The sequence below is a fragment of the Acidiphilium multivorum AIU301 genome (assembly GCF_000202835.1).
GTDB classification, from domain to species: domain Bacteria; phylum Pseudomonadota; class Alphaproteobacteria; order Acetobacterales; family Acetobacteraceae; genus Acidiphilium; species Acidiphilium multivorum.
On the sequence record NC_015186.1, the window covers coordinates 838,663 to 855,014 of the forward strand.

A 16,352-nucleotide genomic window follows, 5' to 3' on the forward strand; every position below is an offset into this window, starting at 1 on the left:
TGCGATGGATTAGTCTGTTTCGTCGGAGCTGAAACGGGACGGGCCGCAAGGACCATGACACAACAGAAAATTCGCTTTCATTTCCGTGGCGGGATCGTCGCGGTCGGCGACCTGGCGATCACGACCACGGTTCTCGGCTGGCTGCGGGAGAGCGCGGGGCAATGCGGCACCAAGGAAGGCTGCGCCGAGGGTGATTGCGGGGCCTGCACGGTCATCGTCGCCGAACTGGCGGAGGCCGCGCCGCCTGCCGGCGCCGTCCGCGTCGGCGGGCTCGATCTGCGGCCGGTCAATGCGTGCATCCGTTTCCTGCCGACGCTGCATGGCAAGGCGCTGCTGACGGTGGAGGATCTGCGTCCTCTGGCCGGCGGCGCGCTGCATCCGGTGCAGCAGGCGCTGGTCGACTGCCACGCCTCGCAATGCGGCTTCTGCACGCCGGGTTTCGCGATGTCGCTACTCGCGCTGTATCTCGATCATCAGGGAGCCACGCCGCCGAACCGGCAGGCCATCGCCGACCGGCTGGCCGGCAACCTCTGCCGCTGCACCGGCTATCGGCCGATCCTCGATGCCGCCGAGCGGATGTTCACGCTTCCTCCGGTCGCGTTCGACGCGGCGCCGGTGGAAGCCTCCCTGCGCAGGATCGCGGCGGAAACGCCGCCGGCGTTCAGCTACGAGGCGGCCGATCCTGCCCTCGCGGCGGACGGCGTCCCCCGGTTCAACCGCTTTCACGCGCCGCGCACCGCCGAACGCCTGGCCGCGCTCTGCGCTGAAAAACCCGCGGCGCGCATCCTGGGCGGCGCCACCGATATCGGCCTGTGGGTGAACAAGCAGTTCCGCGACGTGGGCGATCTGATTTCGGTCAACGACGTCGCCGAACTGCGCGCGATCGAGGCGACGCCGGAGGGGCTGACCGTCGGCGCCGCCGTACCGCTCGAGGATGCCTGGAACGCGCTCGCCGCCCTGGTGCCGGAATGTCGTGAAATGGCGTTGCGCTTTGCCGGGCCGCCGGTGCGCCATGCCGGCACGATGGGCGGCAACGTCGCCAATGGTTCGCCGATCGGCGATGCGCCGCCGGTGCTCATGGCGCTTGGCGCGACACTGGTCCTGCAACAGGGCGGGACGATCCGGCGTCTGCCGATCGACGCATTCTATCTCGATTACATGAAAACCGCCCGCGCACCTGGCGAGTTCCTGCGCGCGATCGAGATTCCCCGTCCCGATCCGGCGACGCGGTTCCGCGCCTACAAGATCTCGAAGCGCCATGACTGCGACATCTCGACCCTCAGCCTCGGCGCGGCGGTCACGCTGCGGGACGGCGCCGTGCGGGACGTCCGCCTCGCATTCGGCGGCATGGCCGCGACCGTGCGCCGCGCCGCGGCGGCGGAAGCCGCGCTGCGCGGCCAGCCCTGGAACGAGGTGACGATCGCGGCGGCGATGAACGCCCTCGGGGCGGATTTCACGCCCCTGACCGATTTGCGGGCGAGTGCCGATTACCGGATGCGCGTGGCGCGCAACCTGCTGCGGCGGCTCCATCTCGAACTGACGGCGTCCGCGGCTGGACCGGCGCTGCGCACGCGCGCCGTCCCGTCCGGCATGATGGCAGGTGCCGCATGAACGAGCAGAGCCGCCCTGGGTCAGCCACATCCCGTGCCACGAAGCCCGGCCTTGCCGGTTTCGCGGCGGGTGTCAGGGTTGCCTGGTCGGAAGCGGACGAGGCGGCGCTGGCCGCCGGCAGCCGCGTCGGTGTGGGTGTCCCGCACGAATCAGCGCATCTGCACGTTTCCGGCGCCGCGGCGTATGTCGACGATGTGCCGGAACGCGCGGGAACCCTGCACGCCGCGCTCGGCCTCTCTCCGGTCGCGGCGGGAACGCTGCTCGGCATCGACACGGCGCTTCTGCGCGCGCAGCCAGGCGTCGTCGATGTCATCATCGCGTCCGACATTCCCGGCGCGAACGAATGCGGCCCCGTCGTGCATGACGATCCGATCCTCGCCGAGGGCGCGGTGCGGTATCTCGGCCAGCCGGTCTTCATCGTCGTCGCCACCGCGCGCGATCTCGCGCGCCGGGCAGCGGCGAAGGCGCGCGACGCCGTGCGGGTCGAGCCGGCGGAGCCGGTCCTCGATCCCCGTGCCGCCCATGAGGCGGGCCGCCACCTGCGCGCGCCGATGGAACTCGTCCGCGAGTCGGAGCCGGGCGCCTGCCGCCGGGCCATCGCGGCGGCGCCGCACCGGCTCGCCGGGCGGTTCAGCCTCGGCGGCCAGGAGCAATTCTATCTCGAAGGCCAGATCACCTATGCGATCCCGACCGAGAATGACGGGATGCACGTGCTGTGCTCGACGCAGCATCCGAGCGAGATGCAGCATCTCGTCGCCCATGCGCTCGGCTGGCGCAGCCATCAGGTGCTGGTCGAATGCCGGCGCATGGGCGGCGGGTTCGGCGGCAAGGAATCGCAGTCGGGGCTGTTCGCCTGCGCGGCCTCGATCGCCGCTTCACGGCTCGGCCGGCCGGTGAAGCTGCGCCTCGACCGCGACGATGATTTCCTGATCACCGGCCGCCGCCACGGATTCGAATACGATTATGAGGTCGGCTTCGACGACAACGGCCGGATCGCGGGTCTCGTGATCACCATGATCGCCAATGCCGGCCACTCGACCGACCTGTCGATGGCCGTGCTCACCCGCGCGCTCTGCCATGCGGACAATGCCTATTTCCTGCCCGAAGTCGCGCTGACCGGCCATCTCGCCCGGACCGACACGCAGAGCAACACCGCCTTCCGCGGCTTCGGCGGCCCGCAGGGCGCGCTGGTCACCGAGATCATCCTCGACTCGATCGCCCGCCGCCTCGGCCGCGACGCGCTCGAGATCCGGTGCGCGAATTTCTACGGTCGCGGCGCGCGCGACGTCACGCCATACGGACAGACGGTCGAAGACAACGTGATTGCCGAGATCGTGGAACAGCTCGTCCGGAGCAGCGCCTATCACGAGCGCCGCGCCGCGGTCGCGGCCTTCAACGCGACCAGTCCGGTGCTGAAGAAGGGGCTTGCGCTGACGCCGGTGAAATTCGGCATTTCCTTCAACGTGCCGCATCTGAACCAGGCCGGCGCGCTGGTGCATGTCTATGCCGACGGCAGCGCGCTGGTGAATCACGGCGGCACCGAGATGGGGCAGGGGCTCAACACCAAGGTCGCGCAGGTCGTCGCGGATGCGCTGGGGATCGGCTTCGACCAGGTGCGCTGCACGGCGACGGACACGTCGAAGGTCGCGAACACCTCCGCCACCGCCGCCTCCACCGGGGCGGATCTGAACGGCATGGCGGCGCTCGACGCGGCGCTCGCGATCCGCGGGCGGCTCGCCGCGTTCGCCGCGGAGCGTTTTGAAACCGGAATCGAAAGCATCCGCTTTTCAAATGGTCTCGTGCGGATCGGCGGCACATCGATCAGCTTCGCCGATCTCGTCCGCATGGCCTACGAAGCGCGCGTGCAACTCTGGAGCGACGGCTTCTACGCCACGCCGAAGATCAACTGGTCGCCACAGACGATGCGTGGCCGGCCGTTCTACTATTTCGCGTACGGTGCCGCGGTATCCGAGGTGGTGATCGACACGCTGAGCGGCGAATTCACGGCACTGCGCACCGATATTCTGCACGATGCCGGGCGGTCGCTGAACCCCGCCATCGATATCGGCCAGATCGAGGGCGGCTTCGTGCAGAGCATGGGCTGGCTGACATCGGAAGAACTGGTCTGGCATCCGAAGACCGGCATGCTGCTGACCCATGCGCCAAGCACCTACAAGATCCCCACCGCGAACGACGTGCCGGCGGTGCTGAACACGACCCTGTTCGACAGCCCCAACCGGGAACCGAGCATCCACCGTTCGAAGGCGGTCGGCGAACCGCCGATGCTGCTGGCCTTCTCGGTGCTGCTCGCGATCCGCGACGCGATCTCGGCCGCCGGCGGCCACCGCGTCGATCCGCCGCTGCGCGCACCGGCGACGCCGGAGGCGATCCTCGACGCGCTCGATGTCGTCCGCGCCGGCGGTGACGCACCGTGAGTACCGTTGCACAACCTCCACGCGGCGTGATCGTCGAGCTGCGGCGCGTTCGTGGCTCGGCGCCCCGCGAGCAGGGCACGCGCATGATGGTGACGGCGCACGCGACCGACGGCACGATCGGTGGCGGCGCCCTGGAACACGCGGCGATCGCGCGCGCCGGCGCGCTGCTCGGCGAATGGATCGCCCATCCCGATCTTGCCCGCGAAATGCACGAGCTTCACGCGCTCGGCCCGCAGCTTGGCCAGTGCTGCGGAGGCTCCGTCACCCTCGCCTATGCGCCGTCGGACTCGGGAAAGCTCGAAGCCCCGCCGCCCATGTTTCATCTGCAACTGCACGGGGCCGGTCATGTCGGCCGTGCCGTGGTCGCGGTTCTCGCGACTCTCGGCTGCACGATCGACTGGATCGACTCCCGCCTCGACGCATTTCCCGCCAGCCTCCCCGGTGGCAAGGCACAACTCGCCTGCCGCAGGCTGGCCGATCCGGTCGCCGCCATCGCGGATGCGCCGCCGGGTGCCGCGTTCCTGATCATGACCCATGCCCACCCGCTAGACGCGGCACTGTGCGCCGCGGTCATGCGGCGCGGCGATTTCGGCTATCTCGGCCTGATCGGTTCGGAAACCAAGCGCGCGCGCTTCACCCGCCAGTGGCGCCGGCAGGACATCCCGCCCGCGGCGATCGCGCGCCTGTGCTGCCCGATCGGGATTCCCGCGATCCAGGGCAAGCAGCCGGAACTCATCGCTCTCGCCGTCGCCGCGGAACTGGCATCGCGGTTTCCGGCGCGGCACATGCGCCAGCTTCCGCGCATCCCGATCGATCTCGACGCCGAGTGCAGCGCCTGTCGTGCCTCGGCGCGCTGCGCCGGATCATAAGCGGGGAATTATATCGACAATTTCGGATCGCGGGCGCGGCAGCGGGCTGCCACCATCGCCCGCACATGAGAGGAAACGGACCGGATCGATGACTGACCTGACCACGCATGTTCTCGACACTGCCCACGGCATTCCGGCGGCCGGTGTGCGTATCCGCCTGTTCGCTGCCGGAGCGGCCGGAGGGCCCCTGGCCGAAGCCGAGACGGATGCTAACGGCCGCGCGAAGATTGTGCCCGCGAACGGCGTGGCCTTCGATTCCGGCAGCTATGACCTCGTGTTTTCCGTCGGCGCCTATTTCGGCGCGAAGGGCGCGGCCGAGCCGGCACCGCGCTTTCTGGACGATGTCGTGATCCGCTTCGGTCTCCGCGCCGGGGCCGCGCACCTTCATGTCCCGCTGCTGATCTCGCCGTTCGGCTACACGACCTATCGGGGACAATGACGACAATGACGGCCTATATGGCGCAATGGGCGATGGCCCTGCTGATCTGGCTCCACGTGATCGCGGCGATCGCCTGGATCGGCGAATCCTTCTACTTCGTCATGCTCGACAATGGGCTGAAGTCACCGGCCGAGGCCGAGGCCCGCGAACGCGGCGTGTTCGGCGAGATGTGGTCGGTCCATGGCGGCGGGTTCTACCACGCGCAGAAATATCTCGTCTCGCCCGCGCGCATGCCCGAAGACCTGCATTGGTCGAAATGGAAATCCTACACGACCTGGCTGTCCGGCTTCGCGCTGTTCACGGTGATGTATCTGCTCCAGCCCGGCATCTATCTGCTCGATCCCTCGGTGGCGCGGATCGCGCCGGGCCTCGGCGTGGCGGCGGCGCTCGGCTTCCTGCTCGTCGGCTGGGTTGTCTATGATGTCCTGTGCCGCGCCTTCGGCGACCGGGATCTGCGGCTCGGCGTCGCCATTGCGGTCTATGTCGGCGCCGCCGCCTTCATCTCGACGCATCTGTTCGCGCCCCAGGCCGCGTTCCTGATCATCGGCGCCATGCTTGGCACGATCATGACGGCGAATGTCTTCTTCTGGATCATCCCGGGCCAGAAAAAGATGGTCGCGGCGCTCGCCCGCGGCGAAACGCCCGACCCGCTGCCCGGCAAGCGCGGCAAGCAGCGTTCGGTGCACAACACCTATTTCACGCTGCCGGTCGTCTTCGCCATGCTCAGCAGCCATTTCGGCATGCTGTTCAGCCATCCGGCCAGCTGGATCTATCTCTGGCTGGTCATGGTGGCGGGCGCGCTCATTCGCCAGTTCTTCGTGCTCTGGCACAAGGGGCAGCGCAATTTCGCCCTGCCGGTCGCCGGCGCGGTGCTGATCGTCCTGGTGATCGTCGCCGTGGCGCCGGGCGCGATGTCGACCGGCGCGTCGGCCGAAGCCGCGGGAGTGCAGGGCAATGTAACCGTCGCCCGGATCGAGCCGATCATCCATGAGCGTTGCGCGGCCTGTCATTCCGCCCATCCGACGCTGATGGCCAGCGCCCCGAACGGCATCATGTTCGACACGGCGGCCGAGATTCGCTCCAGGGCGTCGCTGATCGAACAGCAGGCGGTGAGCGCGAAGTCGATGCCGCCCGGCAACGTCACGCACATCACCAGGCGGGAGCGAGAGGAAATCGCCGCCTGGGTGAGGGGAGGTGCCAAATGAGCGCCGACGGCCCCGACATCGCCACCCTGAACGCCATGGCGCGCGAGGATTTCGTCGCAGCACTCGGCGATATCTACGAGCATGCCGCGTGGGTCGCCGAGGCGGCCGCGCCGCTGCGCCCCTTCGGCGACCGTGATGCCTTGGCCGCCGCGATGGCCCGCATCGTCCGCGATGCCGATCCCGCGCTGCAGGCGGCACTCCTGCGAGCCCATCCCGAGCTCGGCCATCGTGGCCCGCTGGCCCCGGAGTCGGCGGACGAGCAGCGGGCGCAGGGCATCGACCGGCTCGCCGCCGGCGAGGCGGCGCGCCTCGCCGCGCTGAACGCCGCCTATCGGGAACGCTTCGGCTTTCCCTTCATCATCGCCGTGCGCGGCCAGCGCGACATGGCGGCGATCATGACGGCGCTGGAACGGCGCCTCGCCGGCACGCCCGATGACGAGCGCCGGATCGCGCTGGCGGAGGTGTGCAGGATCGCCGGCTTCCGCCTCGCCCGTCGCGTCGCCGCGCCGGCCGACTCCGCGACCGCCTTTTCAGAGTAATAGAAACCGGACCCAAACCGGAACCCACAGGAGGACGTCATGACAAACCAGGCCCAGAAAGCGGGCGATACGAAATCGGGCTTCTCGGTCGAATCCAAGGGCATCGCCCAGGTCACTCCGGAGGAAGCCTATGGCAAGCCCTCGCATCTCTTCGGACTCTGGATGGCGGTGAACGTCGAATTCGCCACCATCACCACCGGGGCGATCGCAACCGGCGTATTCGGCCTCTCGGTGCCCGACGCGGTCGTGGCGATCGTCGGCGCCAACATTCTGGGTTGCCTGCTGCTCGGCCTCTTCTCGACCTATGGCGTCGATTACGGCCTGCCGATGATGATCCTGTGCGAACGCTGGTTCGGGCGGTTCGGCAACCGGGTCCTTTCGTTCCTCAACTTTCTCAACGGCTTTTCATGGTTCGCGATCAACACCGTGATCGGCGCCTATTTCGTCCATCGCGTGCTCGGCGCCAGCCTGGTCGTCGGCATCGTCGGCCTCACGATCATCCAGGTGCTGATCGCGATCGTCGGGCATGACTTCATCATCAAGGCGGAAAAGGTCTTCTTCTGGTTCCTTGGCGCCGTCTTCGCGATCCTGACGGCGCTGACCCTCGCCCATATCCCACATCTGCCGGTCGCCGATCCGAAGAAGCTCGCGGAAGTGGGAGGTCGTTCCGGCGCGATCCTGCTCACCGTCTCGATCATGCTCTCGTGGCTGGGCGGCTGGATCCTGTATTCGGGCGACTATTCGCGCTACATGTGCTACCGGCACAACCGCGAGGCGATCAAGCGCGGCGTCTTCTGGAACGCCTTCCTCGGCTGCTTCATCTCGTCGACCTGGCTCGAGGTGGTCGGAGCGGTCATCGGCGGCACCGTCGCGCTGAACAGCCCGGCCGACCTGTTCTCGTCCTGGCTGCCCGGCTGGTTCCGCGTTCCGCTGATCGTCGCCATCGTCATCGGCACGATCAGCCCGAACGTGCTGAACATATATTCCGCCAGCCTTTCCGCCCTCGCTTCGGGAATCCGCATGAAGCAATGGCAGGCGGCCCTGCTGACGGGCGGCGTCGGACTGATCATCTCGCTGCTCGCCTACCAGCATTTCTACAAGAACTACGAACTCCTGCTCTTCTTCCTCGGCTACGTGATCTTCCCGCGCTTCCCGGTGATGGCGATCGGCCATCTCCGCCCGCGCGTCTCGCGCTTCGCGTCGATCGACGTGACGACGGTCGGCTTCCTCTCCTGGCTCGCCGGCGTCGTCTGCAGCGTGCCGTTCTGGAACCAGTATCCGGTCTTCGTCGGCGCCTTCGCGGCCGTTCATCCGGAATTCGGCGACATTTCCTTCTTCATCGGCGCGTTCGTCGCCGCGATCGTCTATCTCCTCGCCACCATCCCGCGCACGGCGCCGATCCCGGCGGGTGCTGTGCCCAGCGCGTAAGGACGCCGCATGATGATCCCGCCCAGCCCCGGCCGTCTCGCCATCCGCGCTCAGCTGCTCGGCTACGACGGCAATCCCTTCGTGTCGGATCCCGCGGACTGCGTGCGGCATGAGAGCGACGGGCTGATCCTCGTCGCGGACGGGCGGATCTCCCATGTCGGTCCCTACGTCGCCGATCTCGTGCCTCCGGGCGTCGAGCTGCATGAGTATCGCGATGCGCTGCTGATGCCGGGCTTCATCGACGCCCATGTCCATTACGCGCAGACGCCGATGATCGGCGCCTATGGCAAGCAGCTGCTCGACTGGCTGGAGACCTATGTCTTTCCCATCGAGCAGCGTTATGCCGATCCCGATTTTGCCCGCGCCATGGCCCGGCTCTTCTTCGCGCAGGAACTTGCCGCCGGCGTGACCACCACGCTGTCCTACTGCACGGTTCATCCCGGCTCGGTCGACGCCTATTTCGAGGAAGCGGCAAGGCTCGGCCTGCGCGCCGGCGCCGGCAAGGTCCTGATGGACCGCAACGCGCCCGAGCCGCTGCGCGACACCGCACAGCGCGGGTACGACGACTCCAGGCGCCTGATCGACCGCTGGCATGGCCGCGGCCGGCTGTTCTACGCCGTCACCCCGCGTTTCGCGCCGACCAGCACGCCGGCCCAGCTTGAGGCGGCCGGCGCGCTGTTCGCCGAGACCGACGGCGTGTGCATGCAGACCCATCTCTCCGAAAACCTCGCGGAGCTTGATTGGGTGCGCGCCCTGTTCCCCGACGCCCTGGACTACCTCGATGTCTATGATCGCGCGGGGCTGGTGGGTCCGCGCAGCCTGTTCGGCCATGCCATCCATCTTTCACCCCGCGAATGGGACCGTCTCGCCGGGGCGGGCGCCGCCGTCGTTCACTGCCCCACCTCGAACCTGTTCCTCGGCTCCGGCCTGTTCGACCTGCGCCGGGCGCTGATCGCCGGCAATCCGGTCCGCACCGCGCTGGGGTCGGATATCGGCGCCGGAACCAGCTTCTCGCCGCTCGCGACGCTGAACGAGGCATACAAGGTCGCGGCCCTGCGGGGCGAGGCGCTCTCCGCCCACCGGGCCTTCTACCTCGCGACCCTCGGCTCGGCGCGAGCCCTGTATATGGACGACCGGATCGGTCGCCTCGCGCCGGGGTACGAAGCCGATTTCGCGGTGCTCGACCTCGCGGCCACGCCCCTCCTGCGCGAGCGCCTGCGTTTCGCCGACACGCTGGAAGAGGCGCTGTTCGTGCTGATGACGCTGGGCGGTGCGGGATGCGTTCGGGCAACCTACGCGGCGGGCCGCCTCGTGCACGACCGCACCCGGTCCGATGCGTCAGCTCAGGCGGGCGAGGGCTGTTGCGACACCGTCGCCGTAGGCCGGATCGGCGCGGCGGCAATTGGCGACGTGCCGCTCCTGGATGTGCCGCGAGGCATCGCCGAGCGTGCGGGCGGTGTTGTCGAATAGAGCCTGCCGTTGCGTCGGCGTCATCAGGCGGAACAGGTTGCCCGGCTGCTCCCAGTGATCGTCGTCGGCGCGATGATCGTGATGTGCTGCGTCCCCCTCCAACGGGACATGCGGTTCGGCATGAGCCGGCTGATCGTCCCAGATGCGGCCGGTATTGGGATGATAGCTGACGATGCCGCCAAGATTGCCGTCGGTACGCATCGCGCCATCGCGGTGATAACTGCGGAACGGGCAGCGCGGCGCATTGACCGGAATCTGGTTGAAGTTGACCCCGAGCCGGTAGCGCTGCGCATCGCCATACGAGAACAGGCGCGCCTGCAGCATGCGGTCGGGTGAAAACGAGATGCCGGGCACGATGTTGGCGGGCGAGAAGGCGGCCTGTTCAACCTCGGCGAAGTAATTGTCGGGCGCGCGGTCGAGTTCCAGCACCCCCACCTCGATCAGCGGATATTCGGCTTTTGGCCAGACCTTGGTCAGATCGAACGGATTGTGGCGATGAACCTTCGCTTGCGCCTCGGTCATGACCTGGATCATCAGCGTCCAGCGCGGGAGGTTTCCGGCCTCGATCGCGGCAAGCAGGTCGCGGCCGTGGCTTTCCCGGTCGCGCGCGACGACCGCCTCCGCCTCGGCATCGGTGAGATTGGCGATGCCCTGCTGGCTGCGGAAATGGAATTTCACCCAGACACGCTCATTCGCGGCGTTGATCATCGAGAAGGTATGGCTGCCGAATCCGTGCATGTGGCGGAAGCTTTTCGGAATGCCGCGCTCCGACATCACGATGGTCACCTGGTGGAGCGCCTCCGGCAGAAGGGTCCAGAAGTCCCAATTGTTGTCGGCGCTGCGCAGTCCGGTGCGCGGGTCGCGCTTGATCGCGTGGTTGAGATCGGGAAACCGTAACGGATCGCGAAAGAAGAACACCGGCGTGTTGTTGCCGACGATGTCCCAATTGCCTTCTTCGGTGTAGAACTTCACCGAGAAGCCGCGGATGTCGCGTTCCGCATCCGCCGCGCCGCGCTCACCGGCAACCGACGAGAATCTGACAAAGATATCGGTCCTCTTGCCGATATCGGAAAAGATCTTCGCCTTGGTATAGCGTGTGATATCCTGCGTGACGGTGAAGCTCCCGTAGGCGCCCCATCCTTTCGCGTGCATCCGCCGCTCGGGAATCACCTCGCGATCGAAATGGGCAAGTTTCTCGATCAGCCAGATATCCTGCAGCAGCACCGGGCCGCGCGGGCCTGCCGTCATCACGTTGGTATTCTCCGCGACCGGCGCGCCGGTCGCGTTGGTGAAGGGGGTGTCGGTCATGGCAAACTCCTCGGGAGGCCTTCAGGGGCGGTGTTCTTGGGTCAGGCTTTCCATGCGGAACCGCGGATCACCGAGCAGAAATTGCCGCGGTGGAAATGCGCATCCTTGTCGGCGAGTACATCGGCCTTGACGTTGCCGAAGGTGGTGTCGGGCTTGTGGCGGATACCGTTGTAGAATGCGTCGATGATGTCTTCCTTGAAATGCTCAGTGCGGGGATAGGCGCGCACCACGGCTTCGCGCTCGGCATCGGCATAGTCGTCATAGGCGAGACCGAGCACGTCCATCTCCACGCCGGCGGTGACCAGGGCCACCAGCGGATGCATGTGCCGGGGAATGCCGGGCGTGGTGTGCAGCGCGATCGCGGTCCAGACCGTATAGACGTCGGCCTCGGCAATGCCGCGGCTCAGCAGAAACGCTTTCGCGACATTGGCGCCGTCCACCTCGAAGCGCTCGTGATGCGAACTGTGGCTCGGCATCAGCCCCATGTCGTGGAACATCGCGCCGGCATAGAGCAGTTCGGCATCATATTTCAGCCCCCGCCGGGTCCCGGCAAGCGCGGCCCAGTAATAAACCCGTGTGGAATGATTGAAGAGAAGAGGCGTCTCCGTATCGCGCACCAGCTCCGTTATCGCATTGGCCAGGGGCGTATCGGGGATACCGATCCCGTTTACTGTGGTTTTCATCGTGATTTCCTTGACTTGACGGCAAGGAGATCATAACCGAGGCGCTGGATGTCCTCTATCGGCGTAACACGTCGAATTCAGACAAAATCCGTGCGGAAAGGTCGTGGCGATGAATGATCGTGGGATAAGGACGATCCTGGTGCTGGCGATGCCGGGCGTGCAGTTGCTCGACGTCTCCGGACCGCTCGACGTCTTCGCGGAGGCAAGCGCCCAGGCCGGGCGGACAGCGTATCGGCTGGAGATCGCCGGGATCGCGCCGGGCCCCATCGTCAGTTCGTCGGGCGCGCGCCTGATGTCGGACCGCATCGTCGGCGACGGCATGACAGGCGGCAAGATCGACACGCTGCTGGTCGCGGGCTGTCCCAAAATGCCCGACACGGCGCCGCCGCAGCCGGTGCTGGACTGGCTGCGGCGGGAAGCGCGGCGGGCGCGGCGCTACGGGTCGGTCTGCAGCGGCGCCTTTCTGCTTGCCCAGGCCGGCCTGCTCGACGGCAAGCGGGCAACCACGCATTGGGCGGTGGCGGCGCGGCTCGCGGCGGCGTTCCCCGCAGTCACGCTGGAGACCGATGCGATCCATGTGCGCGACGGCAAGCTGCGCACCGCCGCCGGCGTCACCGCCGGGCTCGATCTCGCCCTCGCTCTGGTCGAGGAGGATCTCGGCCGCGAGATCGCCAAGCGGGTCGCCGCGCAACTGGTGATGTTCTTCAAGCGGTCGGGCGGGCAGTTGCAGTTCAGCCGCAGCGGGGAGTCGCTGCCCTCCGGTCGCGCCATGTTGCAGGAGGTGCAGCGATATGTCGCGGCAAATCCCGCCGCCGATCTCGATGTCAGCAGTCTTGCCGCCCGTACCGGCCTCAGCGCCCGGCACTTCGCCCGGCTGTTCCGCAGTGAAACCGGAATGACCCCGGCCAGCTGGGTGGAATCCGCGCGCGTGACGGCGGCCCGGGAGATGCTCGAAAGTGGCGCGGCCGCGCCGAAGCAGGTCGCGGCGCGGTGCGGGTTCGCCAATGTCGATACGCTGCGCCGGTCCTTCCAGCGTCATGTGGGTGTAACGCCGGCGGCCTACCGCCGGCACTTTGGCGGAAGGGCGTAACGCGCGGCGCCGGCATTTGGCAAACGCAACCGGCTGTGAGACATTTTTGCGATGAGGCGACGATCGGCATCTACCCGCGAAGGGCGGCAAGACCTCCTGCCCGTGCAGCGCCAGGCGCTGATTCTCGACCATGTCCGCCAGCACGGCGCGGCATCGATCCATGATCTGGCGGCGGCGATCGGCTCCTCGGTCTCGACGATCCGGCGCGATCTCGACCGGCTGGAGAAGCGGCGGGCCCTGGCGCGCGCGCATGGCGGCGCGGCCCTGCCGGCCGAACCCGCCGCGACGTTCGAACCCGCCCCGGAACTCGCGGAACAACTCGCGCGCGCGGAAAAGCGCCTGATCGGTGCCGCCGCCGCGGACATGCTCGCACCGGGCGAGAGCGTCATCTTCGACAGCGGCAGCACCGTGCGGTGGGCGGCCCAGGCCGCCATGGCGCGGGCGATCCCGCTCACCGCGGTCACCAACGATCTCGGCATTGCCCAGGTTCTCGCGCAATCCGAGACGATCAGGGTCATCGTCTCCGGCGGCACGGTTCGCCACGGCTCGCTCAGCCTGACCGGCGATCCGGGACGCGACTTCCTGGCCGGGCTCCATGCCGATACGCTGCTGCTCGGCACGCACACGATCAGCGGCACGGCGATCACCGACACCTCGGTGGAGATCGCGGCGATGAAGCGGGCGATGATCCGCGCGGCGCGACGGGTCATTCTCCTCGCGGACTCGACGAAGTTCCGCCTGCCGGCCTTCTGCACGATCTGCGATCTCGACGAGATCGACGCGCTGGTAACCGATGACGGCGTTGATCCGGGCGATCTCGATGCGGCGCGCGCGCGGGGCGTGACGGTCTCGCTCGTCTCGGCGTCGCGCGAAACGCCCCGATGACGACCTCGGTCCGCCTTGTTGCCGATGATCTGACCGGCGCGCTCGATGCGGCCGTCCAGTTCACGGGGCGAAATCCGGGCCTTCCGGTGCTTCTTCGCGCGCGAAACGGCGCGCCTGTGCCGGAGACCGCGGCGATCAGCACCGCCTCGCGTGATCTCGATGCCGATGCCGCCGGGCGGCTCATGGCTGCCGCCGCGCCGTTCCTCGCCGGCGCCGGTCTCCGCTTCCTGAAAATCGACAGCCTGCTGCGCGGGCATTGGCCGCGCGACCTCGCGATCTTGCTCGGCGCCTGTCCCGATCACGTATGCATCCTTGCGCCGGCTTTCCCCGCGCAGCGCCGGATCACGCGGAATGGCCGGCAATATGCGCCAGGCGCGGATGGCATCCTGGCTGCCTTGCCGCGGAGTCCCGGCGAGGAACTGGCATTGGCGGGCTGCCGCGCGCGGTACATTCCGGCCGGCGCCCTGCGCGCCGCAGACCTCGCGGCGGCGCCCGGCACAGTGCTGATCTGCGACGCACTCGTGCAGGAGGATCTGGACCGGCTCGTGGTCGTCGCGCGCGACCACGGCGCCCCCATCCTCTGGTGCGGCAGTGCCGGCCTTGCCCGCGCCCTGGCAGGCGAGGGGCCCTGCCGGATCGTGCCCGAGCCGGGACCGCAGCTGATCCTCATCGGATCGGATCATCCGGTCACGCACGCGCAGATCGCCGCGGTGCCACCCTCCGCCGCGGCGCGGGTTGCCCTGGGAACGGACGGCGAGCGGGCCGCGTCCCTTGTCGCGCAGAGTCTCGCGCGCACGAGTTGCATCGTCACCGCCGATCTCCCGCGCGGCCTCGCGCCCGCCGAGGCCGCGCCGATGATCGCCGCGCGCCTGGCCGCGACGCTGCCCCGCCTGCCGCGGCCATCCGGTCTCGTCGTGATCGGCGGCGAGACGCTTGCTTCCGTCTGCGACGTCATCGGCGCCGAAGCCCTGTGCCTTGCCGGCGAGATCATGCCCGGCGTGCCGGTATCCCGGATCGGCGGCGGCCTCTGGGATGGCGTCGGGCTGATTTCGCGCTCCGGGGCCTTCGGCGCACCCGATTTTCTCGCCCGCCTGCTCGACGATCGCCTTGTCCCGTCATGACCGTCCGATGCCGCATCTTCAATGATGCAGGATGAACCGAGGCGTTTCAAAATCAATCATAAAACATGAGCGTTATTGACACCGAGGCGGCCGCGGCTCATGTTCGCGCCGTCACGAGACCGGAGGTGCATTGGTGGCCATTCCGCGTATTGCCGTCACGATGGGGGATCCGGCGGGTGTCGGCCCCGAGATCATCGCGAAGGCCGCCCAGCGCCTGAAGGATCGGATCGAGGCCGGCGAGCTTGCGCTGGTGGTGACGGGGTCTGGCCACCGCCTCGCTGCCGCTTGCGCCGGGTTGGGCATTGCCCAGCCTTTCGCGGCCGTTTCCGCCGATACCCCGCGCGAGGCGCTGCCGCCTTGTGCGCTGGTCGAGGTCGGGCCCGACGCCTCTGCCATCGAGCCGGGCAAGGTTTCGGCCGTCGCGGGCGAAAGCGCCTATCAGGCGATCGCCGCCGGCGTGCGCATGGCGATGGGCGGCCTGGTCGATGCGATCTGCACGGCGCCGATCAACAAGGAGGCGCTCAATCTCGCCGGCCATCATTACAGCGGCCATACCGAGCTGCTTGCCGATCTCACCGCCGCGCGGAATTCGGTGATGATGCTGGCCCATGGCAACATGCGCGTGAGCCATGTCTGCACCCATGTCGCGCTGCGCGACGTGCCGAAGCGCCTCACGCCCGAGCGGCTGCGTCAGGTGGTGGAACTGACGGCGGACGCGCTGAACCGGCTGGGCATCGCCCGCCCGCGGATCGGCATCGCCGCGCTCAATCCGCATGCCGGCGAGAACGGCCTGTTCGGCCGAGAGGATATCGACATCACCGCCCCCACCGTCGAGGATCTGCGTCGCGCCGGCCACGACGTGACGGGTCCGGTTCCGGGCGACACGATCTTCGTGAAACTGCGGGCCGGCCAGTTCGACGCGGTCGTCGCGATGTATCACGACCAGGGCCATATCCCGGTGAAGCTGCTGGGCTTTTCGGTCGACCCCACGACCGGCGAATGGCAGGCGCTCAGCGGCGTCAACGTCACGCTCGGCCTGCCGATCATCCGCACGTCGGTCGACCACGGCACGGCGTTCGACATTGCCGGCAAGGGCATCGCCAGCGAGCAGAGCCTGCTGGAAGCCATCGACTATGCGGTGCAACTCGCGCAAGGATCGGACCGGACCGCGCCCTCACCGTAACGCGACGACCCGCCACGGCGCGCCGGTCAGGGCGTGCCGATCGATGACAAACGGCCGGACGCGGGCTCTGCCCGGGCGGTCACAAA

13 protein-coding genes and 1 pseudogene are annotated in these 16,352 nt (G+C 67.9%); 12 read left to right on the plus strand and 2 right to left on the minus strand.

The window, feature by feature from the left end; all coding sequences use genetic code 11:
• Positions 1-54 precede the first annotated feature (54 nt).
• From xdhA to guaD, 8 genes and pseudogenes are all read left to right on the plus strand, one after another.
• On the plus strand, positions 55-1,611 hold the full coding sequence (gene xdhA, locus ACMV_RS03665; RefSeq protein ID WP_013639585.1) for a xanthine dehydrogenase small subunit: 1,557 nt from the start codon (positions 55-57) through the stop codon (positions 1,609-1,611).
• Positions 1,608-4,046: a xanthine dehydrogenase molybdopterin binding subunit gene (gene xdhB / locus ACMV_RS03670; RefSeq protein ID WP_013639586.1), complete on the plus strand. Its 2,439-nt coding sequence runs from the start codon at positions 1,608-1,610 to the stop codon at positions 4,044-4,046. The genes xdhA and xdhB overlap by 4 nt, the downstream gene beginning before the upstream one ends.
• Complete coding sequence (xdhC, locus tag ACMV_RS03675) at positions 4,043-4,915, plus strand: xanthine dehydrogenase accessory protein XdhC (protein WP_013639587.1); 873 nt, start codon at positions 4,043-4,045, stop codon at positions 4,913-4,915. The genes xdhB and xdhC overlap by 4 nt, the downstream gene beginning before the upstream one ends.
• A gap of 88 nt (positions 4,916-5,003) precedes the next feature.
• Complete coding sequence (uraH, locus tag ACMV_RS03680; RefSeq protein ID WP_011942030.1) at positions 5,004-5,354, plus strand: hydroxyisourate hydrolase; 351 nt, start codon at positions 5,004-5,006, stop codon at positions 5,352-5,354.
• Between the two features lie 5 nt (positions 5,355-5,359).
• Positions 5,360-6,559, plus strand: coding sequence for a urate hydroxylase PuuD (locus ACMV_RS03685; protein ID WP_013639588.1), 1,200 nt, complete (start codon positions 5,360-5,362; stop codon positions 6,557-6,559).
• Entirely contained in the window at positions 6,556-7,098 is a 543-nt protein-coding gene (gene uraD, locus ACMV_RS03690; protein ID WP_013639589.1) for a 2-oxo-4-hydroxy-4-carboxy-5-ureidoimidazoline decarboxylase, read from the plus strand. The genes ACMV_RS03685 and uraD overlap by 4 nt, the downstream gene beginning before the upstream one ends.
• Before the next feature lie 39 nt (positions 7,099-7,137).
• Positions 7,138-8,526, plus strand: a complete 1,389-nt coding sequence (locus tag ACMV_RS03695; RefSeq protein ID WP_007422260.1) for a purine-cytosine permease family protein — start codon at positions 7,138-7,140, stop codon at positions 8,524-8,526.
• Between the two features lie 12 nt (positions 8,527-8,538).
• Positions 8,539-9,837, plus strand: a pseudogene (gene guaD / locus ACMV_RS03700) (guanine deaminase); the annotation flags it as partial.
• 27 nt (positions 9,838-9,864) lie between these two features.
• Here the strand turns inward: guaD and ACMV_RS19645 are convergent.
• Positions 9,865-11,304 carry a catalase gene (locus ACMV_RS19645; protein WP_013639591.1) on the minus strand — a complete coding sequence of 480 codons (1,440 nt, stop codon included), beginning with the start codon at positions 11,302-11,304 and terminating at the stop codon, positions 9,865-9,867.
• Positions 11,305-11,345: 41 nt separating this feature from the next.
• Positions 11,346-11,987 (minus strand): HD domain-containing protein, encoded by a 642-nt coding sequence (locus ACMV_RS03705; RefSeq protein ID WP_011942026.1) that lies wholly within the window; start codon positions 11,985-11,987, stop codon positions 11,346-11,348.
• A 109-nt stretch (positions 11,988-12,096) separates the two neighbouring features.
• Here ACMV_RS03705 and ACMV_RS03710 point away from each other — a divergent pair, with 109 nt between their 5' ends.
• The 4 genes from ACMV_RS03710 to pdxA all read left to right on the plus strand — a co-directional run bounded on the left by ACMV_RS03710 (position 12,097) and on the right by pdxA (position 16,266).
• Positions 12,097-13,077: a GlxA family transcriptional regulator gene (locus tag ACMV_RS03710; protein ID WP_013639592.1), complete on the plus strand. Its 981-nt coding sequence runs from the start codon at positions 12,097-12,099 to the stop codon at positions 13,075-13,077.
• 51 nt (positions 13,078-13,128) lie between these two features.
• Positions 13,129-13,962 (plus strand): DeoR/GlpR family DNA-binding transcription regulator, encoded by an 834-nt coding sequence (locus ACMV_RS03715; protein WP_013639593.1) that lies wholly within the window; start codon positions 13,129-13,131, stop codon positions 13,960-13,962.
• Positions 13,959-15,083, plus strand: coding sequence for a four-carbon acid sugar kinase family protein (locus ACMV_RS03720; RefSeq protein WP_013639594.1), 1,125 nt, complete (start codon positions 13,959-13,961; stop codon positions 15,081-15,083). Before ACMV_RS03715 ends, ACMV_RS03720 begins: the two co-directional genes overlap by 4 nt.
• Positions 15,084-15,216: 133 nt before the next feature.
• Positions 15,217-16,266, plus strand: a complete 1,050-nt coding sequence (pdxA, locus tag ACMV_RS03725; RefSeq protein WP_041665228.1) for a 4-hydroxythreonine-4-phosphate dehydrogenase PdxA — start codon at positions 15,217-15,219, stop codon at positions 16,264-16,266.
• Positions 16,267-16,352: the final 86 nt, after the last annotated feature.